Source organism: Calothrix sp. PCC 6303 (assembly GCF_000317435.1).
Classification (GTDB): Bacteria; Cyanobacteriota; Cyanobacteriia; order Cyanobacteriales; family Nostocaceae; genus PCC-6303.
In genome coordinates, this window is sequence record NC_019751.1 from 4,341,135 (window position 1) to 4,364,637 (window position 23,503).

18 protein-coding genes are annotated in these 23,503 nt (G+C 40.8%); 7 read left to right on the forward strand and 11 right to left on the reverse strand.

Annotated features, from left to right (window positions below; genetic code table 11):
• Positions 1–669 precede the first annotated feature (669 nt).
• Together CAL6303_RS17765 and CAL6303_RS17770 are read right to left on the reverse strand one after the other, a co-directional pair.
• The gene (locus CAL6303_RS17765; RefSeq protein WP_015199202.1) at positions 670–2,829 is read right to left on the reverse strand and encodes a lectin-like protein; all 2,160 of its coding nucleotides are present in this window, start codon (positions 2,827–2,829) and stop codon (positions 670–672) included.
• A 389-nt stretch (positions 2,830–3,218) separates the two neighbouring features.
• Complete coding sequence (locus tag CAL6303_RS17770; RefSeq protein WP_015199203.1) at positions 3,219–5,057, reverse strand: N-acetylmuramoyl-L-alanine amidase; 1,839 nt, start codon at positions 5,055–5,057, stop codon at positions 3,219–3,221.
• A gap of 93 nt (positions 5,058–5,150) precedes the next feature.
• Between CAL6303_RS17770 and CAL6303_RS17775 the strand changes: the two genes are divergently transcribed.
• Entirely contained in the window at positions 5,151–6,803 is a 1,653-nt protein-coding gene (locus CAL6303_RS17775) for a CTP synthase (RefSeq protein ID WP_015199204.1), read from the forward strand.
• Between the two features lie 238 nt (positions 6,804–7,041).
• On the forward strand, positions 7,042–7,458 hold the full coding sequence (locus tag CAL6303_RS17780; RefSeq protein ID WP_015199205.1) for a hypothetical protein: 417 nt from the start codon (positions 7,042–7,044) through the stop codon (positions 7,456–7,458).
• A gap of 20 nt (positions 7,459–7,478) precedes the next feature.
• On the opposite strand, the gene CAL6303_RS17785 is transcribed toward CAL6303_RS17780, so the two are convergent.
• The 4 genes from CAL6303_RS17785 to CAL6303_RS17800 form a co-directional block, all read right to left on the reverse strand.
• Positions 7,479–8,366: an ROK family protein gene (locus CAL6303_RS17785; RefSeq protein WP_015199206.1), complete on the reverse strand. Its 888-nt coding sequence runs from the start codon at positions 8,364–8,366 to the stop codon at positions 7,479–7,481.
• A 105-nt stretch (positions 8,367–8,471) separates the two neighbouring features.
• The gene (locus tag CAL6303_RS30815) at positions 8,472–8,648 is read right to left on the reverse strand and encodes a hypothetical protein (protein WP_203225929.1); all 177 of its coding nucleotides are present in this window, start codon (positions 8,646–8,648) and stop codon (positions 8,472–8,474) included.
• A 94-nt stretch (positions 8,649–8,742) separates the two neighbouring features.
• On the reverse strand, positions 8,743–9,189 hold the full coding sequence (locus CAL6303_RS17795) for a hypothetical protein (protein WP_015199208.1): 447 nt from the start codon (positions 9,187–9,189) through the stop codon (positions 8,743–8,745).
• A gap of 90 nt (positions 9,190–9,279) precedes the next feature.
• The gene (locus CAL6303_RS17800) at positions 9,280–9,786 is read right to left on the reverse strand and encodes a hypothetical protein (RefSeq protein ID WP_015199209.1); all 507 of its coding nucleotides are present in this window, start codon (positions 9,784–9,786) and stop codon (positions 9,280–9,282) included.
• 282 nt (positions 9,787–10,068) lie between these two features.
• Between CAL6303_RS17800 and CAL6303_RS28605 the strand changes: the two genes are divergently transcribed.
• Positions 10,069–13,821 carry a DUF4347 domain-containing protein gene (locus CAL6303_RS28605; protein WP_015199210.1) on the forward strand — a complete coding sequence of 1,251 codons (3,753 nt, stop codon included), beginning with the start codon at positions 10,069–10,071 and terminating at the stop codon, positions 13,819–13,821.
• 169 nt (positions 13,822–13,990) lie between these two features.
• Here CAL6303_RS28605 and CAL6303_RS17810 read toward each other — a convergent pair whose 3' ends face one another.
• The 3 genes from CAL6303_RS17810 to CAL6303_RS17820 all read right to left on the reverse strand — a co-directional run bounded on the left by CAL6303_RS17810 (position 13,991) and on the right by CAL6303_RS17820 (position 16,347).
• Positions 13,991–15,220, reverse strand: coding sequence for an NAD(P)/FAD-dependent oxidoreductase (locus CAL6303_RS17810; RefSeq protein WP_015199211.1), 1,230 nt, complete (start codon positions 15,218–15,220; stop codon positions 13,991–13,993).
• Between the two features lie 166 nt (positions 15,221–15,386).
• Positions 15,387–16,073, reverse strand: coding sequence for an N-acetylmuramoyl-L-alanine amidase family protein (locus tag CAL6303_RS17815; protein ID WP_051036695.1), 687 nt, complete (start codon positions 16,071–16,073; stop codon positions 15,387–15,389).
• A 1-nt stretch (position 16,074) separates the two neighbouring features.
• Positions 16,075–16,347 (reverse strand): hypothetical protein, encoded by a 273-nt coding sequence (locus CAL6303_RS17820; protein WP_015199213.1) that lies wholly within the window; start codon positions 16,345–16,347, stop codon positions 16,075–16,077.
• 217 nt (positions 16,348–16,564) lie between these two features.
• On the opposite strand from CAL6303_RS17820, the gene CAL6303_RS17825 reads away from it, so the two are divergent.
• Positions 16,565–17,920, forward strand: a complete 1,356-nt coding sequence (locus CAL6303_RS17825; RefSeq protein WP_015199214.1) for a UDP-N-acetylmuramoyl-tripeptide--D-alanyl-D-alanine ligase — start codon at positions 16,565–16,567, stop codon at positions 17,918–17,920.
• A 131-nt stretch (positions 17,921–18,051) separates the two neighbouring features.
• On the opposite strand, the gene CAL6303_RS17830 is transcribed toward CAL6303_RS17825, so the two are convergent.
• Positions 18,052–18,390 carry a hypothetical protein gene (locus CAL6303_RS17830; protein ID WP_041739742.1) on the reverse strand — a complete coding sequence of 113 codons (339 nt, stop codon included), beginning with the start codon at positions 18,388–18,390 and terminating at the stop codon, positions 18,052–18,054.
• A gap of 201 nt (positions 18,391–18,591) precedes the next feature.
• Here CAL6303_RS17830 and CAL6303_RS17835 point away from each other — a divergent pair, with 201 nt between their 5' ends.
• Positions 18,592–19,350: an RNA methyltransferase gene (locus CAL6303_RS17835; protein WP_015199216.1), complete on the forward strand. Its 759-nt coding sequence runs from the start codon at positions 18,592–18,594 to the stop codon at positions 19,348–19,350.
• Between the two features lie 360 nt (positions 19,351–19,710).
• Positions 19,711–21,285: a serine hydrolase gene (locus CAL6303_RS17840; protein WP_015199217.1), complete on the forward strand. Its 1,575-nt coding sequence runs from the start codon at positions 19,711–19,713 to the stop codon at positions 21,283–21,285.
• 197 nt (positions 21,286–21,482) lie between these two features.
• Here CAL6303_RS17840 and aroA read toward each other — a convergent pair whose 3' ends face one another.
• Positions 21,483–22,850, reverse strand: coding sequence for a 3-phosphoshikimate 1-carboxyvinyltransferase (aroA, locus tag CAL6303_RS17845; protein ID WP_015199218.1), 1,368 nt, complete (start codon positions 22,848–22,850; stop codon positions 21,483–21,485).
• A gap of 133 nt (positions 22,851–22,983) precedes the next feature.
• On the opposite strand from aroA, the gene CAL6303_RS17850 reads away from it, so the two are divergent.
• Entirely contained in the window at positions 22,984–23,454 is a 471-nt protein-coding gene (locus tag CAL6303_RS17850; protein ID WP_015199219.1) for a hypothetical protein, read from the forward strand.
• Positions 23,455–23,503 lie beyond the last annotated feature (49 nt).

Here is a 23,503-nt window from a genome sequence, read left to right on the forward strand (position 1 = left end):
TAATTAAGCGGAGAATCTTCCTTGGTCTGTACATGCGATCGCAATTAGAGATTGTAGGCTTCTTACCGGGTGCAATACCAACCAACACTTATGTGGTGGAAGTTTAGCATTCACAGCTTGAAAGGCTTCAACGTACCTTTAATATTATGTGATTTTAAGTAGTTTCCGTAAAGCTTATATGTAGGAAAAGCAAATTTTGTTTAAAGAAACTGTGAAGAGATGATAAAAATCCGGATTTTTACCAAAAGTGTTGAATCTACAAGTTTCTTGATAATGTCTCTCTAAATCTCTCTTGGAAAGGCTACAGTTTACACACAAGTCATAAAAAATTCCAATTCCTTGCTTAAAAGCCCCCAGACTGAAGCCTGGGGCTAAACGCACAAAGCCTTACTGTTCCAGGGTAAGGGCTAACGGAAGTTATGTGTATGTACACCGTAGGCAAGAGGGGAGGGTACTCCAAGAGAAGCCGCTACGCGTCTATAGGGTGGGGTTATTGATTCTGATGCGGGTCAGGTAATCTGTCGCAAACATTTTTTGAATCGGTATAACCAGACCATTATTTAACCCTGAAAAGTACAGTAATAAGAGGCTTTCCCCCACTGCCTACTGCCTACTCACTACTTACCCTGACCTCTGCCTTTACAAAATAGGGGTCAGAAGTATTATTTTCTACGTTGCTGCAACCGAATCTTGGTTATTGGGTGTGGGAGATTGGACTTCCCAATACAGATCTTTAGCCTCAGTTATAAAGAATCCTTGGTCTAATAGGGCTTTTCCACCTTCAAGTTTCATCCGCCAAATAGCATTTTCACCAGTAGCATAGTTACGCCACAAAAGATCTGGAATATTATCTTGAGTAAAGTCGGCTACACCCTCAATTTCCCACTTCAAGTCAGTACTGAGAATCAAATACGCTTGATCATAATCAGCACCATTCTTCATTAACCAAATAGCGTTACTACCATCTTTGTTATGCCAGACAATATCGCTCACTCCATCATTATTAAAGTCAATCGCCCCTTCTACTCTCCAACCAGAACCTTTCCCGGTATTGGTGAGATCATATGCCGAAGCAAAGTATGGATCGTCTCCACTAGCATTTGCATTTAATGCCCAAATTGCGTTTTCACCAGTCTTCTCATTGTGCCAAAGAATATCACTAATACCATCTTTGTTAAAATCTTCCCACCCTTCCATTGTCCAAGTGTTTTCAGCAGATTTGATAAATTTTGTTTTGGAACTATCGAGACTAAATGGGTTACTAGTGTTATTCGCGTCGTATGCAATTGACCAGATTGCATTTTCACCAGTGGTATAGTTACGCCATAAGACATTCTGATTACCATCACTATCAAAGTCTTTAACAGCTTCAACTTCCCAATTTTTATTAGGCACGGTATAGAAGAAATAGCCTTTATCTATTTCAATGCCACTACCGCCAGGACTTGTATCATTTTTCATGATCCATATTGCAGTCTGATCCGTGTTGGAGTTATGCCAAAATAGGTCAGTGATGTCATCTTTATTAAAGTCTTGAGTACCTTCGATTTCCCAGCCCAAATCACTAATTGTGTCTCTGAGGAATTTAGTTTTTTCGTTCAATTTGAAGGGGTTTGTGGCACCAGTGGCGTTTTTGTCATAATCTAAGACCCACACAGCATTTCTACCAGAATCTCCAGATTGCTGTGGTGTTCCGAAGTTACGCCAAACTATTTCGGGTTGTTTATCTTTGTTAAAGTCAGGATTGGCAATAGCACCAATGTTGATACCGACTGTTCCGACTATTTTGGGGTAATTGGCATCGGTTGTCTTGTCACCGTATTCTATGATGTAACCTTGAACCTGAAAAGGCTTTGCTGATGAGTAGTCGAAATCATTTGCTAAGTCATTCCACTTGCCTATGGTTCCAGCACCATCGTTACCAATGATGTGGGCATAATCTTCGTTAGCTTGTCGATCATTCGGTTCATCATTACCACCTCCAGTACCAGGACTCCAATTAGAATAGGTACCGCTGACTGGAGTACCTTTTGGGTTGCCAAATGTTGCACCTTGTCCATTCCAGAAGATTGTGCCCTTCTCTGGTCCTGTTTCCCATTTCCAGACACCTTCTGTTTCCTGGTCACTGCCTCCAATCCAACCATTGGCTCTAATTTTATCGTTGATAAAATCTTGTTCAGCTTGGTCGGTGATGGTTGCTAAGTAACCTGTTAAGTTGTAGAACTTGCTGCCATCTGATTCAGCCTCAGCTTTCGCATTAAGCCAAGAGATACCTTTGTCCGGTTGATTGGGTATAGTAACTGGGATAAATCCGTAGAAGTGCCCGTTACTACTTAGATAAAATCTAGTACCTAGAGAAAAATCTACACTACGTGCAGTGGTGCTGGTGCTGCTGGAGTCAAATTTGACGCTTCTTAATGCTGCTTCATAGTTGGCGGTGGTACCATTACCTGTAAAAGTTAATACTCCAGATGTGGTGTCATAATTGTACTGAATACCACTAGCTAAAGTACCACTTGTAGCGGTAGAATCACCAACCAGAAGCTTATCACCTGCTTGATCGAAGCCAGCATTGATAATAACTCTGGCTCCATCGATTACAGTCGTGGTATCACCAGTAACGGTTAGGCTAGGAGCAATGACTTTAGGACCGGAACCAAGGGCGAAGTTAGTGGTTCCACCTACAGTGAGGACTGGGTTTGTTCCTGATGCGGCAGCAGCAACTGGATCAGAAGATTGGCTGACTGCGTATGAATTAGCCGTATTACCTAGTGGGTGATCAATAGGCAAAACAGATTGATTTGGAGTGGTTGATAATTCTTGCGTCACAGTTTAAGTCCTCTCAATTCAGTAAAGTTTTCGCTGATTATTGGTTAAAACTTTGGTTCAGGCTGATTTAACCAATAATCTAGGAGAGTGATGCACAATTTTTTGATTCAGAATAAACAAGTCTGAATTTCAAGCTTAAGGGGGGTGTTAAAACGGTTAGCTTTTATGAAAATGCGATTCACTCATACTTTGCTTGATTATTTATCTATTGCTATTAGGACTAGCAATTAATTAAGTATTTTCAGCAGTTGTCATTTTTAATGCTAACCGGGTATAGACGCACGATTAATATTTAACCATAGATTTAACGGGATGTAACAGAATTGACCAAAATTATGTAATTATTGCAACTTTAGATGGATATTTTGTGGGTTACGGAAATGGGAAATCTACTGATTTGATTGTTGAAACCACTCATAGATGCCATTAGCGATCGCTTCTGCCATTTTCCGTTGATCTTTGGGATCCACTATTTGCTCAAATTCATTGGGATTAATCATAAATCCCAATTCCAACAGTACTGATGGAGAACTTGCTGGACGAGTTAATGCCAGGTTATTCCAAAACACCCCATAGGATGGACGTAGCTTTTTTTTAACTATATAGTTATGTAAGAATACAGCCATGCTATGGGCCTCGGTATTGTACCAAAAAGAACCAAAACCTTTTGTGTTCTCAGCATCCCCGTTATCTGGTAATGCGTTGTGATGGATCGAAAGCGCGATCGCTGGTTCTTCTTTGGCAATAATTACTTGCCGCTCAACTAAGGAAACATCTCGATCATCTTCCCGCGTCATCACCACGGTTGCCCCCCGCTTCAGCAAATTATCCCGCACCAATTTAGAAATAGTCAGGTTAACATCTTTTTCCAAAGTTCCATCAGCACCAGCAGCACCAGATTCCTTTCCACCATGTCCCGGATCGAGGAGAATTTTGATACCTTTTAAAGATCTGCGCTGTTGAGTTACACCCTCTGGAGCATGACGTAAAGTCAAAACCAAGCTTGTACCCTCGTAGCGTAACTTGTAACCCCACTGTTGGCTTTTTTTGAGGTTAAAGGTATATTGCGCCTGTTGGGGATTAATTTGCTGCCAATCCAGACGAGAAATTATTGGACTATCATCAGTACGGAAAGTATCAGTTTGTGCTGTTGTATTATATAGTGTCAAACTAAAACTTTTATTACCTTGCTGTACACTAACTGGAACAGGAGTTTGAAGTGGAAAAATAATTTCGGTAGCATTGGGGAGTTGACGGTATCCAATACTGCGAATAACCGTGCGTGGAGGCACAGCACCTGGTATAATACGGGTCTCTTTGCTGTTAATCCAAGCACCGTAATCTAAACGTAACCAGTCACCATCCCTAGCTGTAATTGCTGCCCTTGTTCCTTTTGGCAATGGGGTAAGTCGGGAGTAGTCTGTACTAGCACCAGTACGAGCAACACCTGATTCAGCTGTCACCTCAGCTACTTGTAGCTGTGTGGGCGAGATGATGCTGATTTTGCCGGAACCTACTTGAGTGGTAGTTTTGCCATTAAACGTGAATTGAAATTCTGGTTTACCCAGATCTATTTCTTGAGTGGAATTAGGAACAACAGCACCGGAAATGACATTATTGCCATAAAGCAAGGTGAGGATATTGGAAGCATCTGCTTCAAGTGTGGTACAACCTTCGTAGTTGATCTGATTTGATTGTGGATTAATCGCTTGATTTGTTCCCGTAAGCGCGGCTTTATTATCAGGAAGCAGTGCTTGTGGGGGTTGGGGTAAAAGGGCAATTGTTTGACTAGCGAGTTTAACAGTCACCTTAATATTGGCAAGGGCAGTTGCACGAAAACAAATTGTTTCCCCTGGTATTCGTGCAATATCCACAGCAGGAAACAGCGAATCCTCGGCAAAGCCCAGTTGTTGGGGTATTTCTGGTTGTGAAGGTTTTTTAGTGACTTTAATCGCTAATTCTTGGTTTTGATAACGTACGCTAAAGATGTTTTCTCCCACGTTTAATGGCAAACTTGGTGCAAAATGACCATTTTTACTGCGGGTGATCAGTTTACCATTGATCAGAACTTGTCCGGTTGATGGTGCTGTACCGATGAAAAAAATTCTATCGGCACTTGTTTGGTGGTTTTGAGGAGGATAAACAACTTTGAGTGATGTTTCTTGAGCCAAAACGATAGAGGGAAAAACTATTGAGCCAAATAGTACGAATCCAAAAACTTGTCTCACGCCACAACCTAAATGGAATTTTAATGGACAATATTTACTGTGGCACAATGACGGGGTGTAATTCTCAGAAGTTGCTAGAACTTAATAGATTGTATGACTAAGTTTGTATTTGTTACTGGCGGTGTTGTTTCGAGTATCGGTAAAGGAATTGTAGCAGCTAGTCTGGGACGGTTGCTTAAATCCCGCGATTACTCGGTGTCGATTCTGAAGCTGGATCCTTATATTAATGTTGATCCCGGAACCATGAGTCCATTTCAACACGGGGAAGTTTTTGTCACTCAAGATGGTGCGGAAACTGACTTAGATTTGGGTCATTATGAACGCTTCACTGATACCTCAATGTCACGACTCAACAGTGTCACCACGGGTTCTATTTACCAAGCGGTGATTAATCGTGAGCGTCGCGGAGACTACAATGGTGGGACTGTTCAGGTGATTCCCCACATCACCAATGAGATTAAAGACAGAATTAAACGAGTTGCTTTAGATACTAATCCTGATGTTGTAATTACAGAAATTGGTGGTACCGTTGGCGATATTGAATCCCTCCCATTTTTGGAGGCAATTCGCCAGTTTCGGAAAGAAGTGGGACGGCAAAATGTATTATACATGCATGTAACATTGGTACCTTGGATTGCTTCGGCTGGGGAAATGAAAACCAAGCCTACTCAACATTCAGTGAAGGAGTTGCGCTCTATTGGGATTCAGCCTGATATTTTAGTCTGTCGTTCGGATCGTCCGATTCCTAAAGGGATCAAAGAAAAACTATCAGAATTTTGTGATGTCCCTGTAAAATGCGTCATTACATCTCAAGATGCTAATAGTATCTACGAAGTACCCCTAACTGTGGAACGGGAAGGTTTGGCAGAACAGGCATTAGATTTACTGCAAATGGAACAGCGCAAACCCGATTTAACCCAATGGCAAACACTGGTGGAGAAACTTTATGCTCCCAAGTATCAAATTGAAATTGCAATTGTGGGTAAATATGTTAGTTTGGGTGATGCTTATTTATCGGTAGTTGAGTCTTTGCGTCATGCTGCGATCGCAACTTATGGAGATTTAAGAATTCGCTGGATTAATTCTGAAAAACTAGAAAGCGAAGATATTGAAGCCCATTTACAAGGTGTCGATGGTGTGGTAGTACCTGGTGGTTTTGGTACTCGCGGCATTGATGGTAAAATTGCCGCAATTCAATATGCGCGGGAACGGCAAATACCCTTCCTAGGTTTATGCTTGGGAATGCAATGTTCCGTGATTGAATGGGCAAGAAATATTGCGGGATTAAGCGATGCTAATAGTGCTGAATTTTTCCCAGATACCGAAAACCCCGTAATTAACCTTTTACCAGAACAGCAAGATGTAGTGGATTTGGGGGGAACAATGCGCTTGGGGCTTTATCCCTGCCGAGTTGTACCTAATACCCTAGCCCATAAACTATATCGGGAAGAGGTAATTTACGAACGTCACCGTCATCGGTATGAGTTTAATAACGCTTATCGTAGCTTGATAGCAGATTCAGGTTATGTAATTAGTGGCACATCACCCGATGGACGCTTAGTGGAAATTGTTGAGTTTCCCAAACATCCATTTTTCCTCGCTTGCCAATTCCACCCAGAATTTCAATCCCGTCCCGATGCACCCCATCCATTATTCAAGGGTTTGATTGAAACTGCGATTGCACATAGCTGTGGACAAGCATCTCACCCAACCATTAGTATGGCAACTCCGATGAAAGTCTCATAAAAACTGCTAAATTCCCAAGTTCACAAGCAACCTGCCCACCAGCCAGTATTTCATTGACTCATACCATTTTGGATTTGAGATGATCGCAAACTGAAACCATTACAATAGTGTGGCTCATAGTTTGTAACATCCGGCTGGTATGAGCATATATAACCTACGAAGTCAAGCTGGCTCACAAAAAAAATGATATATTGTAACTAAAAACACAATATAAATACAGGGAAAGTGAGGGAATTTTGTGGCGCATTGGGAAAAAATAGTTTATGAAAGAAAAGAATTCACACTCAACTTTGAGTGTGTCATAGCCTTTTGCCGTGAGCCAAATAATAGAGTAACATTTTGGTTGCCAGATAGTGGAATTCCAATCGTGATTCATCCACAAAATAACGAGAAAGACTATAAAAAAATATTGGATTATATCGACAAAGTAAGCAACTTGGACGAAAATACCTACTGGGTTAAAATATTATACGAAAGGAATGAATACGTCATTAACCTTAATCGTATAAGTTCATTTTGCTGTGAACCTAACGGTAGAATCACCTTTTGGTTGCCAGACAGCACTATACCGATTATTATTAACCCTGCAAGTAATCCGGACTCCTATCAAAAAGTTGTAGATTATATTGAAAAAACCACGGGGTACAGATTTTAGTCCAGTAGGTTGAGGAATTTCTAACTAATTTTCGTCAAAGCTAACTTTGCAGCACCTAACATTCCGGCTGCGTTGCCCAATTCTGCTGGTAATATTTCTAAACCGATGCGAGAAGTGATAAAAACCCGCTTTTCAATTTCGGTTGTGACTGTAGGTAAAAAAAACTTGGAACTAGCACTAATTCCACCACCCAATAAAATCGCCTCTGGGGTGAGTACATACACCAAGCTAGATAATCCAATACCTAAATTACGTCCGTATTCTGCCCAAAACTCCAAAGCTTGAATATCTCCCATTTCTGCCAAAGCAGCGAGTTCTGAGGGTTCTTTGCCTGTGAGGCGACGAATTGCCCGGATTGATGTAAATTGTTCTAAAGAACCTTGGTTTCCACTATTACATACAGGACCATCAGCATGGAGGGTAATTAAACCTAATTCCCCGGCTGCACCATGATGACCAATAAATAATTTACCATTAATAAAGATTGCCCCACCAACTCCAGTACCTAAAGTCAGCATAATAAAATTTTGAAATCGTCTGCCAGCACCTAGCCAAGCCTCACCCAAACCCGCACAGTTGGCATCATTAGCAAGAATCGTAGGTTTTCCGGTTTTTTCCTCCAACCAAGCCGCCAACGGCACATCACGCCAGCCTGGGAGATTAATTGAAACTAGGGCGATACGTCCATCAGGATCAGCAGGTCCCGGCATTCCCACACCAATACTAACGCAATTGTGGCTTGGATCTAATTGTCCGATCGCATTCACAATCTCTACTAACACTGTCTCTGGCATTGCAGGCTGGGGAGTCTTAACTATTAATGATTGTAGGCATTTACCATCGTCTGTAAATCTGCCCAACTTAATCGCTGTTCCCCCTAAATCAATGCCAATAACTTCTTTATTCATAGTTGAGTGGGTGAGAATAATTTCTCCTGGTGTTTAAGAGATTATAGATCCCCGACTTCTTAAATGAAGTCGGGGATCTGAATACCCACTTCCATCATCCATTAACTATCTCGATTCGCGGACTTTTGATTCCTTAAGACTGATATAAGTCACACTCATCTGATTTACATTAGCTTTCCCTGAAGATGCAGCCACAGGTGTACCTTGCAAAATACTAGATAAAGCCACAGATAGCATAAAACCACCAGCAACCGCTGCAATTAGAGAAATATTATCTTTCATAATCATCACTTTGTAATATATACAATAAATATCTAGACTAACAAATCGTTTCCCGGAGTCAAGGGAAAACAGAAAATAGGATGAATTTGCATTTCTAAGGTGTAAAAGTAAACTTAAAAGTATACTGATAATTCCCCACCTTTAAACGGCTACCCTTATCTACATACAGATGAACCGATACAGGAGTAGTTCCCGCAGGCAAATCTAAAGGAGCCTCATTAGATTTAGTAGAATTACCACTAGCAGTTGTCACACTTGTGAATGCAGACACAGGTTTAAACTCAGGACCTCCCACTTGGATAGGTGCAGAAACAACCAATTTTGCAGGTTGACTACAAGTGATATCCATCTGAATCGCCGCACCACCAGCACTCTCTGAAGTTACCAACTTACTCGGCGTTATCTTTTTTTCAGTAACAAGCTGTCCACCAGAACCTTCACTGAAAGTACATAACTTATTAGTCTCATCTGCAATTAATTTTTGCAAACCAGCTATCTGAGTCATCATCATTGCCAGGGAAATTAATAGGAATCTTCTCATGATTTTAATTTCGTCACAGCTTAAATATATGTATTTTGAATGTGTAAAAAATAGTGGATAGTATTGAATAAAAATATGATAAACTCAATTTTATTGAGAAGTAACGGTTAAAGTAACCGTAAAATTATATTCTCCCGGAAGAATAGTACTACCTTGATTATCCGCTGTCATATTGACTTCAATTTGTCCGTCATAGTCCTCTGGCAAAGGTTTTTTTGCAGTCCCACTCTGAATATTAAAAGTTGATGTTGCGTCTGTAGCTGTCGCAGATAAACCAGCAGTAGGAAATTTAGTTTTACTTGTGCCAGGCTCTTCCTGCGCGGGTGCAGAAATAGAAATATCAACAAAACCGGCACAGTCTACAATCACCAATCCGGGAGATCCCCCGTATGCCTTGTTACTACTAAGTATTGTATTAGTACCGTTAACTCCTAATTCCCCATCAGATAGCTTACTAAAAATATCGCAACTATTAGGGACACTAGCAGCCATAATTGGTTCGTCGGCATTAGCACCTTCAGCAAGAGTAATACTACTTATAAGTATAAAGGCAGACCCCAGCAGAAAGTGACAAATTTTGTGCGTATATCCGTGCATATCATGAATACGTAGAGACTAGGAACGGTTATAACTTAACTTCTCGTACCAATCTTTGATTTCAGTGATATCACGGATTTTTCCCCGACTTCTTAAAGAAGTCGGGGAGCTGTGCCATCACCAATTTGTCAAAACAATCAATCCCGCAAAAACATTAAGTTAAACGTGGTGTAACTACTGAGGTTGAGATTAGTCTACAAGGCAATAATAGTAAGTGATTTTACTCTAATAATTTACATATTCAAGTCTTGAATTCATTAATCTAAATAACTTTAAATAACTATGCCAGAACAATCTAATGATTTCTATAATAGTCTAATTCTCTCTAATGAAGAACAAATGTCGTCGAGTAAATCGACATCATTAAGATTAGTTAACAAAGCAAGTATTATATTTATTGATACTAAAGTGCCCGACTATCAAAATCTGATAGCAAATATTCAAGCAGATACAGAAGTTGTTATTCTTGACCCTACAAAAGATGGAATAGCCCAAATTACCGAGAGCTTATTGGGGAAACAATATGATTCATTACATATTGTTTCTCACGGTAGTGCTGGAAGTTTACAACTGGGGTCAAATTTTTTAAATTCAGATAATTTAAGTCAATATCAAAACCAATTGCAGCAGTGGAAAACAGCGCTGACGGAAGAAGCGGATATTTTGCTGTATGGTTGCGATGTGGCAACAGAGGAAGCAGGTGTTGAGTTTGTTCAGCAGTTGAGTCAGTTGACAGGTGCAGATGTGGCTGCATCGAATGATTTGACGGGGAATGCTGCATTGGGTGGTGATTGGATTTTGGAGATGAAGACGGGGAATATTGAGTCTTCTTTGGCGTTTTCAAGTGTATCTGTAGAAAGTTATAGCTCAGTTTTAGCAACCTCTGGAGATGTAATCATCAATGAATTTTCTCAAGGATATGGTGGTGGAAAAGAATGGGTAGAGATTTTAGTTATTAAGGATAATTTAGATTTACAAAATCACCGACTTGTTGATGGAAATAGTACGCTTGATATTAAGTTATCTGGTGCTGGTTTTAGTTCATTAAAAGCTGGAACACTAGTAGTTATATACAACGGTGGTGATCCAGATAGCACTATCACACCAGATTTGAGTTATGACCCTGCAAATGGAGATTATACACTCAGAATTTCATCTCTCAACACCACTGGACCATTTGCAGTTACTCGTACATCTGGATGGAGTGGTACAGGAGGGGCTTTTAACAATGGTGATACTACAGACGTACCTAGATTGTTAGATGCAAGCGCAAATGGAAATGAAATTTATAAATTTCCTGTAACAACAACTGGTTCTCGTTCTAAAACTCCAGCAGTTAATACAGCTACTGCTTTTCTTGGGAATAGTGCTTCAGGTGCAACAGATGCAGCAAATTGGTCAGCAGATTTTAATGCTGCGGGTGGTAATCCCGGTTTAGCCAATGGCGGAGCAAATACAGCTTGGATAAATGCATTACGTGGAAATGTTGCACCAACAATTGTTACATCTCCCAACTTAGTTCTTCCAGCTATTAATGAAGATATTCTTGATGCTAGTAATAGTGGCTTTCTTATTGCCGACCTAATTAAAAACCAGATTACTGATAGCAGTAATAACAATCAAGGTATAGCAATTGGAGATTTATCAGGTGACGGTACTTGGCAATACTCCTTGAACGGTGGTAATACTTGGACTAACTTTGGTGCAGTTTCAAAAACTTCAGCGACTTTGTTATCTGGTTTAACACCAATGTATAACAGTACATTAGGTAATACACCCGACAACCAGGGTTGGTTACAGTTTGGGATTTCTCCTGAGGTAACAATACCGCTATTAGGAACCGTTCTTGCTGGTGGTTCCCAAAGTTTCAGCAACGGTACGACTAACTTAATCAGTACCCAAGGAGGAGCAGCAGGTTACAGTAATTATAATGCTGGTTTACCAATTTCTCTTAACCCTGCGTTTCCTGTTTTGGACAGAAGCCAAGGTTTTACTCTAAGTTTTAACGTCAAAATCAATAGCGAAAGTCACAGTAGTGATGACAACGGTGATGGCATTATCGATCGCGCTGGTTTTGCTGTGATTGTAGTTACTAGCGATAATACCAAGGCGATCGAACTTGGCTTTTGGGAAAATGAAATTTGGGCGCAAACAGCTAATCCACTTTTTACCCACAGCACAAGTGAGAGAATAGTTGACTTTAATACACAAAGCGAAAGACGCTATGACTTGAAAATCAAAGACGATGTATATGAGTTATTTGCGACCGACAATATAGATACTACTACTACTTTTCTTTTTTCAGGTTCATTACGCAACTACACTGCATTTAACCATACAACTGCTGGACCACTTGGAACATCTCTACCCTACGATCCGTACGAAAGAACTAACTTTGTGTTCTTAGGTGACAATACTAGTTCTGCACAAGCAAACGTAAGTTTGTCAAAAGTTGAACTCCAAACAAATACAAAAATTCGCTTTGTACCTAACGCTAACTCTAATGGTAATGCCAACATAACTTACCATGCTTGGGATGGAACAGATGGTAACGCAAATGGAACTACTGGAGTCAATATATCAAGCAATGGAGGTACAACAGCATATGGGGATGGTAGTCAGATAGCTACAATTAATATTAGTGCTGTCAACGATGCTCCTATATTTACAGGGGACGCAACACTTTTAGAGATAGCTGAAGATACACAAAATCCTGATGGGGAAACAATTGCTAATCTGTTTTCTGGTAAGTTCTCTGACATAGATGCAGGTGCAAGTCTCGGCGGTGTTGCTGTAGTAGAGAACCAGTCAAATGCTGCCACACAAGGAAAATGGCAATATACAACTGATGCTACTAACTGGTTTGATGTTGGTACAGTGGGTGATAATGACACAACTCAAGCTCTAACATTATCTGCAACTACTAAAGTTCGCTTCTTAGCAGTTGGAAATTACTACGGTACTGTTCCTGATTTGAAAGTACGAGCAATTGATAACACTTATAATATATTTACAGATGCTGGAAGCCGGATAAATATTAACACTAGTACGAATGGAGGCAGTAGTGCGATCACATCTTCAGTCAATTCCATCACTACCAATATTACAGCTGTTAACGATGCTCCAACATTTTCGATCGGTGGCGACCAAAGTATCAAATCAGGTTCAATACAACAAATGATTGCAGGTTGGGCAAGTGGCTTTAATGTAGATGTAAATAATGAATCAGGGCAAAAAGTCGCCGAGTACATAGTTGATGTCGTAAATAATTCAGGCGTTGTTCAAGGTACACCGACAATTAATTTAAATGGTGATTTAATCTACACACCAGGCAGTACAGTTGGCACAGCCGAATTTAGAGCTAAAGTCCGCGATGATGGAGGTACTGCAAATGGCGGCGTTGATACTTCAGCAGCGCAAACCTTTAAAATTACGGTTTATAGCAATACTGTAAATCCAGTCACTGTCACTTCTGGGGCTGATAACTTAACGGGAACTGATGGTAATGACCGAATTAATGCTGGAGATGGTAATGATACCATTTACGGAGGTTTGGGTAATGACCGGATTATTGGTGGAGCAGGGAATGATACGCTCTATGGTGATTTGCAAAACATACCTGCCTACGGCGTTACTTTCAGCATGGATGACGCGATTTATGGTGGTATTGGGGATGACACAATCTACGGAAATGCTGGAAAAGATAAGCTTTACGGTGAAACTGGAAATGATTCTATTTGGGGTGGTGATGATGATGACATCATTTGGGGTGGTGCTGGTGATGATATCCTGAAAGGTGATGCTGGGAATGATACTTTTGTTCTGGTTAGAGGACAAGGTAAAGAAACAATTGAAGATTTTACAGTCGGTGAAGATATATTCGGTTGTGCTGGTGGTGTAAGATATAACTCAATGTTAAGTTTTACAGATGTAGCTGGTGGTGCTTTGATCAAGCATAAAGGTCTGGATGTTGCTTTTGTTAAGGATGTTACTGCTGCTAATCTGAATCAATCTACTAATTTCCGTCTGATGTAAGGATGAAGATTTGGATATAGATAAAGCGTGTCACTTCCTACTGCAATTCATCATGTAATGTAAGGGTTTAGCATTGCTAAACCCTTACGGTTGATGTATTTCAAATAGGTGAAAACCGCTGCAACAGCTTTTACAAACCTTCCTAAGCAATAAATTTAATTCTGCCCAACTACCTAAACCTACTTGGAGATAACTGGTTAATAATTTCATCTTCTGTACCTGATACCCAGTTAGCGAAGTGCTGTGCTAAGGGGGGAATAAAAACTAGGGGATTGCTGAAACCCGAAAACAAATGAATTTGAGGAAAATCTGGAATCTTGCCAATAACGGGAAGATTATCTTTGCTAAAAGCCACTAAACAATGGTGCCAGGTTCCAGGCAAATGAGCGAGTTTTGGTAGGATGTTATGGATATGCGAAGCTTGCGCGACGTAAGTCGTTCGCGTATCAGCTCTAATAGAGCATCGCATCCACTCTTCGCTAATTTTACTATCGATTTTTGCATTGGGATTTGTGATGATCCGACTAATTTGCCCTAAACGCAAACTCCCATCTCGAAATTGGACTGCACCCACATCTAAAATTGCCGCTTGCTCTTCATCACTGGGTTCTTGCCACAGTTTATCGTCTCTAGTTGCCTCAAATTCCAGTTGGAAGCGTTGTAAACTGGCTGGCATTACTAAGGTATTCATTTTAAAATCCACTGGTTGGATTTCAATGATTTCGGCATGGGTAAAATATATCTGAGTCTCAATTCCAGATGTTTTTAATAATTGACGACTAATTCCCCCAGCACAAACAGCAATATTTTCACCTTCGTAGTTATCTGTAGCTGTTTTGACTCTACATAATGCTTGTTTATCAACCGTGAAAGCCGAAAATAATTCTAAGACTTGAGTAATTTTTAATTCTCCCCCATCACGGAGAAAAGCATCAATATAGGCTTGTGCTGTTTTTTCTGGATGAATATGTCCATGTTTGACTGTTAGCGCACCAGAGATGGCATCGGAATTTAATAATGGTTCCAACTCAGATGCTTCTTTTACCGTCAATTGCCTTGGTGGTATTGCCATCTGGGAGTAGGATTTAGCAACTGTTTCCACATCACTTTCAAGTCCAATTGTAAGTAATAAATCTAATTGTCTGAATTCAATATCTGTTGCTAATTCATCTGCTAAAACTTGATAGCGCTGTAACCCTTCATCGCATAATTGTCGCGTCAAAGGAGTCGCACCAGACCAAAAAGCCAAACCACCATAACTGTAACGGGTTGCATTATCAGCTACAGCATTTTGTTCCAATAACAATACCCGAAGGTCTTTTTTTACAAGTTCATAAGCTAGTGCTGCACCTGCAAACCCCCCACCAATCACAATCCAATCGTAAATTTTCGTCGTCATAAATACTGTGGCAAATATGAAGTTAAGTAGGAAGGGTAATTTTTTATAAACCCGTAATTCCTGAAATAAACACTCAACCTTTGAACCGCATGGGTTACGCTACGCTAACCCATCCTACATTTAATTTGACCCACCTACTTATCAGAGTATCGCTAACTGATTGATATTAATTATTTTGAACCGTCTCAAACCACTCTACAATGCCCGAAGCTAAAGTAATGGCTAATTTTTTTTGTTCTTGAGGGTTTGTTATCCACTCAAATTCTTGCGGATTGCTAAAAAAACCCAATTCCAGTACCACTGATGGTGCAATTTTCGGACGTGTCAGTGCTAAGTTGTTCCAAAATACACCAGCAGATGAGCGTCTGAGTTGACGAATCAAGTAATTGTGGATAAAAAGGGCTAAACTCTCTGATTGGGGATGATACCAAAAAGTTCTGATTCCCTGAGTTTGTTCTGCATTCTGACCGTCCTCAGCAAAAGTGTAATGTATAGTTAGGGCAATAGTGGGTTTTTCACGGTTTATAATTGCTTGGCGATCGCTTAAGGATAAGTATCTATCATCATCCCTTGTCATCACCACTACCGCACCATGCTTCTGCAACTCAGCAGCTAATAGTTTCGATACTTTCAGGTTTGCTTGTGCAGCAAAATATCCAGTTGCACCTACGGCACCAGTTTCTTTACCCCCATGTCCTGGATTAATCAGAATTTTTTTCCCAGATAAAGGCTTTTGGTTTTTTAGTCTTCCAACGTTTGGTATATTGTTTGCTATGTATTGTTGTTGTACCGCTCCAGAAAAGTCAAACAATAATAGATTAATAGGGCATAACAACAGCAATAGTAATTTCATATCATTGAATTCTTGAGACGATAATACCAATAAACACCCCAAGACCTACCGCTCGGCGAAAATAATTTACACCTTGAAATAATTCCAACCAAGCCCAAGTAAATAAAGAACCGTTTGCTAGAATATCTAATACTGTATTAATTTCGCCTGTTGTGACAACTAACTTCAGTAAACTAGTTGTGAACCAGACAATAAGTGGTAAATTTGGCGGTTGAGCTATAACGATTTTACCATCGTCGTCACGGAAGGTTTTATCAAATAATGTGTTTTCCATAGGATAAAGATTACTAGGAAAGGCTAATTGAATGCATTAAAACATTTGCTAAACTCTCTTTCCAAGTATCTAATTGCTGAGATGAGAAACCAATTAGATTTTAAGATCCAATACCACGGAGCGATGCATTCTCAAGTTTAATTATTTTTTTGCTTGCTTTGGGTGCAGAAAGTGGAATATAACAAACAAATCTTTGCAATCGAGAAATCCAGTAAATATGTCCTGTTCTGTCACCATCAATCAACTAATTGAAGTCCTTGATGCTACATCGGTAAATATATCAGATGCAGCACTTACCCATTTATGTGTTGGAGTTCAAACAGATACTCGCATAGTCAAACCAGGAGAAGTTTTTTTGGCATTACGGGGTGAAAAGTTTGATGGACATGACTTTGTAGGGATGGCAATCGCTAAGGGTGCGCTAACTGCAATTGTGGATTTCGATTATCAAAATCCCCAATTTCCAGTGTTACAGGTTAAAGATAGTTTAAAAGCATATCAAAAACTTGCTCGCTGGTGGCGCGATCGCTTTACAATTCCAGTGGTTGGTATTACTGGATCTGTGGGTAAAACCACCACTAAGGAAATCATTGCTGCTGTTTTGGGAACACAGGGACGGGTTCATAAGACCTATGCTAATTTTAACAATGAGATTGGTGTCCCAAAAACTTTGCTGGAACTGGGTACAGAACATCATTATGCTGTGATTGAAATGGCAATGCGAGGTAGGGGACAAATTGCTGAATTAACGGAAGTTGTCCATCCCCAAATAGGGGTAATTACGAATGTGGGGACAGCACATATTGAATTATTGGGTTCGGAGTTAGCCATAGCAGAGGCTAAATGCGAGTTGTTGGCAGAAATGCCTCGTGATGGGGTGGCAATTTTGAACCATGACAACGAACTATTGATGTCAACATCTGCCCAAGTTTGGCAGGGTGAGGTAATTAGTTATGGTTTGAATGGTGGAGATATTTGCGGAAATTTAATTGATATTGAAACTGTGGAAGTTGATGGGATGCAATTTCGTTTGCCTTTGCCAGGTAGACATATCGCCATAAATTTTCTGGCTGCTTTGGCAGTGGCAAAGACTTTAGGTATTGATTGGCAAAGCCTTCAAGAAGGTGTGGTTGTGGATATGCCGGGGGGACGTTCTGCTAAGATTATTTTGCCTGATGATGTGGTAATCTTGGATGAGACTTATAATGCTGCACCAGAAGCTATGCTTGCAGCTTTGAATCTATTAGCCGAAACACCGGGGAAAAGACGCATTGCTGTTCTCGGTGCGATGAAGGAATTGGGAGAGCGATCGCATCAGCTACATAGTGTAGTTGGGGACATGGTACGGCAGTTGAAATTAGACGCGCTACTAGTTTTGGTGGATGGGGAAGATGCCAAAGCTATTGTTCAGGCTGCGGAGGGTGTTGCTTGTGAATGTTTTACTTCCCACGGTGAACTGGTAACGCGGTTACAGGGTTTTGTACAGTCAGGCGATCGCTTATTATTTAAAGCGGCACATTCTGTTGGGTTAGATCGGGTTGTGAGTCAGTTGCGAAGTCGGTTTGAGGGTTAATTTTTTTTTAACGCAGAGTTTCGCAGAGTGAAGACGCAAAGTGCCGCAGATTTTTTTTGAGGGATTTTGCGATGTCCTGGAAGGGTTTTGGAGGGGAGAAAGAGGGCGGAAATGAGGAGATTTGGAGGTTTTTATTCCTGATTTCCAATTTTCCATTCTCTAAATCCTAGTTTACGGTGGAATGCTGCTGCACCTAGGTTGGTGATTAGACAACTAATTGCTAGGGATAATAGGATGAATGTTGGTGCCATGACTACACCAACAGAAAACCAGGAATAGACGTGTAGCAACATGATGATGGGGAAGATGCTAGCCGCAATTGCAGCTTGCCAGATTTGCACTGATGGACGACGTAGGACTGTAAAGGTTACAGGAACTAGGGTTGATAGTAGGTTTGCTGGTACTAAAAAGGTACAGATGCCAACGCAGTTTGACCGTGAAAACTCAGCTAATGTATGTAAGTCAAGCATTATTATTTTTGAGCAGGTTACTCCCATTATAGTTACTTTGCAGCTTTGTGATATTTGTCAATCTAATTTGCTGTGGAACTTACATAATATTGACATATATCTTTACTTTGTCTGGTGATAGGAAAATGAGGTAAATCAATGGGGAATATCTCTAGGTAAATTGGTAAAGTAACTGTGAAATATTATGTGAAATATTGTTAAATGTCGTTGACGGAAGTAAAAATTATCTTAGTTGAATCTGCTGGAGCCTTGAATATTGGTTCTACTGCCAGGGTGATGAAAAATTTCGGGTTTAGTCAATTAATTTTGGTAAACCCACAGTGTGACTATTTGGGACAAGGGGCAAAAATGATGGCGGTACATGCCCAAGATATCCTAGAATCGGCTTTGGTAGTGGAGACTTTACCGCAGGCACTCAAGGGATGTAAACATGCGATCGCTACCACCGGAGTTCACCATGATTGGAATGCACCTTTAGAAACCCCTCGCACTGCTTTACCCTGGTTATTAGAAACTGTGGGACAACCAGCAGCTTTGATTTTTGGACGGGAGGACAGAGGATTAACAAATCAAGAACTCAATTATGCCCAGCGTTTTGTCCGTATCCCCACTAATCCTGCTTATACCTCTCTAAACTTGGCAACATCTGTAGCTTTGTGCTGTTATGAACTATCACAATTTGCCGATTTGTCACCTAATGATGACTTAGATAGTCTTTCCGGTATTTCTTCTCGGGAACTTGCCCCTTTGGATGTTGTCGAATCTTACTATCAGCAATTACAGTCCCTACTGTTAAATATTGGCTTCCTTCATCCCCATACAGCGAACAGCCGCATGGAAAAAATTCGCCAAATTTATAACCGTAGTCAACTGCAAACTCAAGAAATAGCCATGTTACGGGGAATGATCCGACAGATAAAATGGGCAGTGGAAAAAAGTAGTAGCAATGAAAATCTCTAAATAATCTGGTTTTTGGATAATTTAAGTTGGCAACTATCCTGCCAAAATCAATAATATCGCTTACACTAAACAAAAAAATACTAAAAAATACCGACAGGCGGAGGTTAAATGGCACAATACTAAGTGGTGTATCTACCCTCAGTGTTCCCAGAAAACAGCTTAAGCTCACATCAAATTCAATATTTTCACGTATTCTTTAAATAAATACGGCATTGAATAGCTGTAATAGTTCAGTATATATACTCTAAGGGGAGCTTAAGTAACTACGTAGTTAAAAAGGCTAAAAACCCAATGAGATCGGGTAGTTAGGGGTTTGTGAATAGTGTTCCAGAAAATGAGCGGATAATTTAAGGAGTAGTGGTGTCAGATTCAAGCTATAAATTAACAACATCCTCGCGTCGTCAACCTGTTAATCGTCGCCAACGTCCTCGTCCGGTTAAAAAAGTCAGGGTAAAGACTAGTAAAGCCACAACTACCAAACAATCACAACGCCAACACCCAAGTAATAATTCAGTCATCACCACCACTGCTGTACCAGTTCAGCGTACTCGTGTGGTGAAGCCTGGGAACACAAATAACGGTCAGATTCCTCCCTATAACCCCAATGCTGTTAAAGTTAAATCGGTTCGAGTTCGGAAACAACCATTACCGAGAAAAAATGGTGGTGGTCGCAAAACCCGTCTCAAACCGATGGCAAGAAATATTCTTTATGGTTTGCGATTATTAATTGTGGGTGTGGGAATTGGTGCTATCGTCGGCACAGCCCTATCGGTTTTAGATCCTGCTAGTCATGTGAGTACATCAGAATCACCCGTAATCGGGCAATCACAACAAGCAACTCAAAACACCTCAAATGCTGCTTCTACACTGGTTTTATCGCAAGAAAATCTAGCTTTAAAGTCGGCGATTACAAACCTTACCACAACAACTCCAAATTTTACAACGGGTGTATTTTTAGTTGATTTAGATACCAATAGTTTTGTTGATATAAATGGGGCTAGAACCTTCTCTTCAGCTAGCACCATCAAGTTACCAATTCTGATTGCCTTATTTCAAGAAGTAGACGCTGGGAAAATTCGTTTAGAAGATAGTATTGCCACAAAGCAAGAACTTCTTGCAGGTGGATCTGGAGACATTCAGCAGGCACCCATTGGTACTAAATACACCATATTGGATCTTGCCACGAAGATGATTACCATCAGTGATAATACTGCCACAAATATGTTAATTGAAAGACTTGGCGGTATTGAAAACCTAAATCAACGGTTTCGTGGTTGGGGGTTAGCAAGTACTTCCCTCCGCAATTTATTACCGGATTTGAAGGGGACAAATACCACAAGCCCTAAAGATTTAGCTGGTTTAATCGCTATGATTACCAAAGGAAATATAGTTACTAATCAATCACGCGATCGCATTCTCGATATTATGCGCCGTACAGTGAAAGATACCCTTCTACCATCAGGTATAGATCAAGGTGCAACTATTGCCCACAAAACAGGTGATATTGCCTCAATGGTTGCAGATGTCGGTTTAATTGAGTCAGCAACAGGAAAACGGTATATTGCAGGGGTGATGGTAGAGCGTCCCAATAATGATAACCGCGCTGAAACCCTAATTAGTTCCATTTCTCGTCTGACATTTCAACAGTTGACTCAACCTAATACAGTCCCAAACAACCCAGGCAGAATTCCCCCAATTAACAATATTCCCCCAACCATTCAGCCTTCTAACATCAATCCACCATTACCTACTGGCAGCAACATACCTGGGTATAGTTATCAATCCCCTAGAATTAATTCTTTACCTAATTATCCCTCCAGCATTACACCCTATCCCAATAGTGTGGGAGGTGCAACAATGCCCAACAACGGATATCAACCCGGTTATCAACAACCTGTCACCGCACCCCAATATTATTATCCTTACCAACGATAAGAAGGCAGGGTTTGTCTGTGCTTTTGATGGAAAAATTCTGTAAGATGCGGGCAAGATGCCCGCATTAAAACTATTTGGCTATATATAACTGTAGCCATTTTTATCAGGACATTTATATTTTCCCTGTTCCCTGTTCCCTTTTACACAAATAGTATGCCCTAACCGAGATGTCCAATGCTCTAAATTCCCGACTTGGACTACTTACAAACTGTTTCCAAGGTAGTGATAAAATCTGGGTAGGATATACTGGCGGCTTCTGCACGTTGAATATTGGTGGTTCCCGTTGCATTTAAAGCTGCGATCGCTAAACTCATCGCAATCCGATGATCGGTAAAGCTATCCACATCTGCACCTGTTAGGGGTGTACCTCCGGTAATTTCCATCCCATCAGGTAATTCGGTGATTTTTGCGCCCATTTTACCTAATTGTTGCGCCATTACTGTAATGCGATCGCTTTCTTTGACGCGCAGTTCTTCGGCATCTTTGATGATTGTTGTTCCCTGGGCAAAGACGGCAGCTACTGCCAAGATGGGAATCTCATCAATTAGACGGGGGATGATATCCCCAGAAATTGTGCAACCTTTGAGGGCTGTAACGCTTCCTGTACCTGCATAACGTACCCGTAAGTCGGCGACGGGTTCCCCGGCGACTTCCCGTTGATTTTCCTGCTGAATGTCTGCACCCATCATTGCTAAGGCTTCTAATATACCTGTACGTGTAGGATTAACACCGACATTTTCCACTACCAACTCAGAACCGGGAACAATTGCCCCAGCCACCAACCAGAATGCTGCGGAACTGATATCACCTGGGACAATTACGGTTTGTCCCTGTAGCTTTGCACCACCTGTGACGGTGACACTTTTGGTACTGGGATCAACTGACAATTCTGCGCCAAATGCCCGTAACATTCGTTCACTATGATCACGAGATAGGGCAGGTTCTGTAACGGTGGTTTTCCCTTCTGTCATCAAACCTGCCAGTAAAATACAGGATTTCACCTGTGCCGAGGCAATGGGAGAATGGTAGTGAATCGGTTTGAGTGATTTACCTTGGATTGCCAGAGGTGCCAGGGAATTACCTTTACGTCCCCAAATTTCGGCACCCATTTCTAACAACGGTTTTACTACCCTGGACATGGGACGCGATCGCAGTGAGCCATCACCCGTTACTGTAAAGAAGCGGCTTGGATGAGATGCGAGAATACCTAACATTAATCGCAACGTGGTTCCAGAGTTACCAGCATTGAGAATATCAACAGGTTCTGTTAAGTTTCCTAAACCAATACCTCTAACTGTAACTAATTCAGTATTTAGGGGTGAGATTTCTGCACCCATCGCTTGAAAACAACTGGCAGTACTGCGGGGATCTTCACCCAAAAGTAAACCTTGAATTTTGGTTTCACCTTCAGACAAAGCACCCAACATCAAAGCACGGTGAGATATTGACTTATCTCCAGGTATGCGAATATTCCCATGTAAAGATAATCGGGAAGCGGGAGGCTTGATGATTAAATTTTGCGAAATATCTTCTTTTGTTTCTACACTGATAATAGCAGGCGACATATAGGATAAACTGGCGTGGTACCAAAAGTTGAGTGTGAATCACTACAATATACTTCCTCGCTAGTATCGTACCGCTTTCCCATGCACCTATCGATATTTATTTGATTTTTCATAGCTTACGGCTTTTGCTCCCATGCTTACTCACCACCACAAATCCGTGTGTTTGTCGCTAATTTCTACAGATCTACCTCTATGGTCTGTGATGGAAACCGCTGCTACACTGTACGAAAAAGACCGCGATCGCTTTCATCTCCTACTAACTGCACCATCTGAGAAAGAAGATCAAAAAGTAGATATTCCTCCTGCTTCTAGTCCTAGACTACTATGGTTAGAAATATCACCCTATAGAGTGGCAATGACTATGCAGGGTAATTCTCAACTGAGTTACCGTCATTTATGGGAACAGGGTGTATACGGGGTGAGTCGCTACTGGCTACCTGCGGGATCATCTTCAAATCAAGAGAAGATTTGCTTACGCAATTATACTAAGAATTTAAATTTAAGTGGTAAATTATTACCGGAAAATTTGCGGGTTGAATACGAGTTATGGGCAGGAAAACTACAACTCGGATGCTATGTGCTGAATTTGGAAATTCATCATTAGTCTTTCGGTTTACGGGTATTTAGCTTCTAGTGGTCTGTCAAAATAAAAA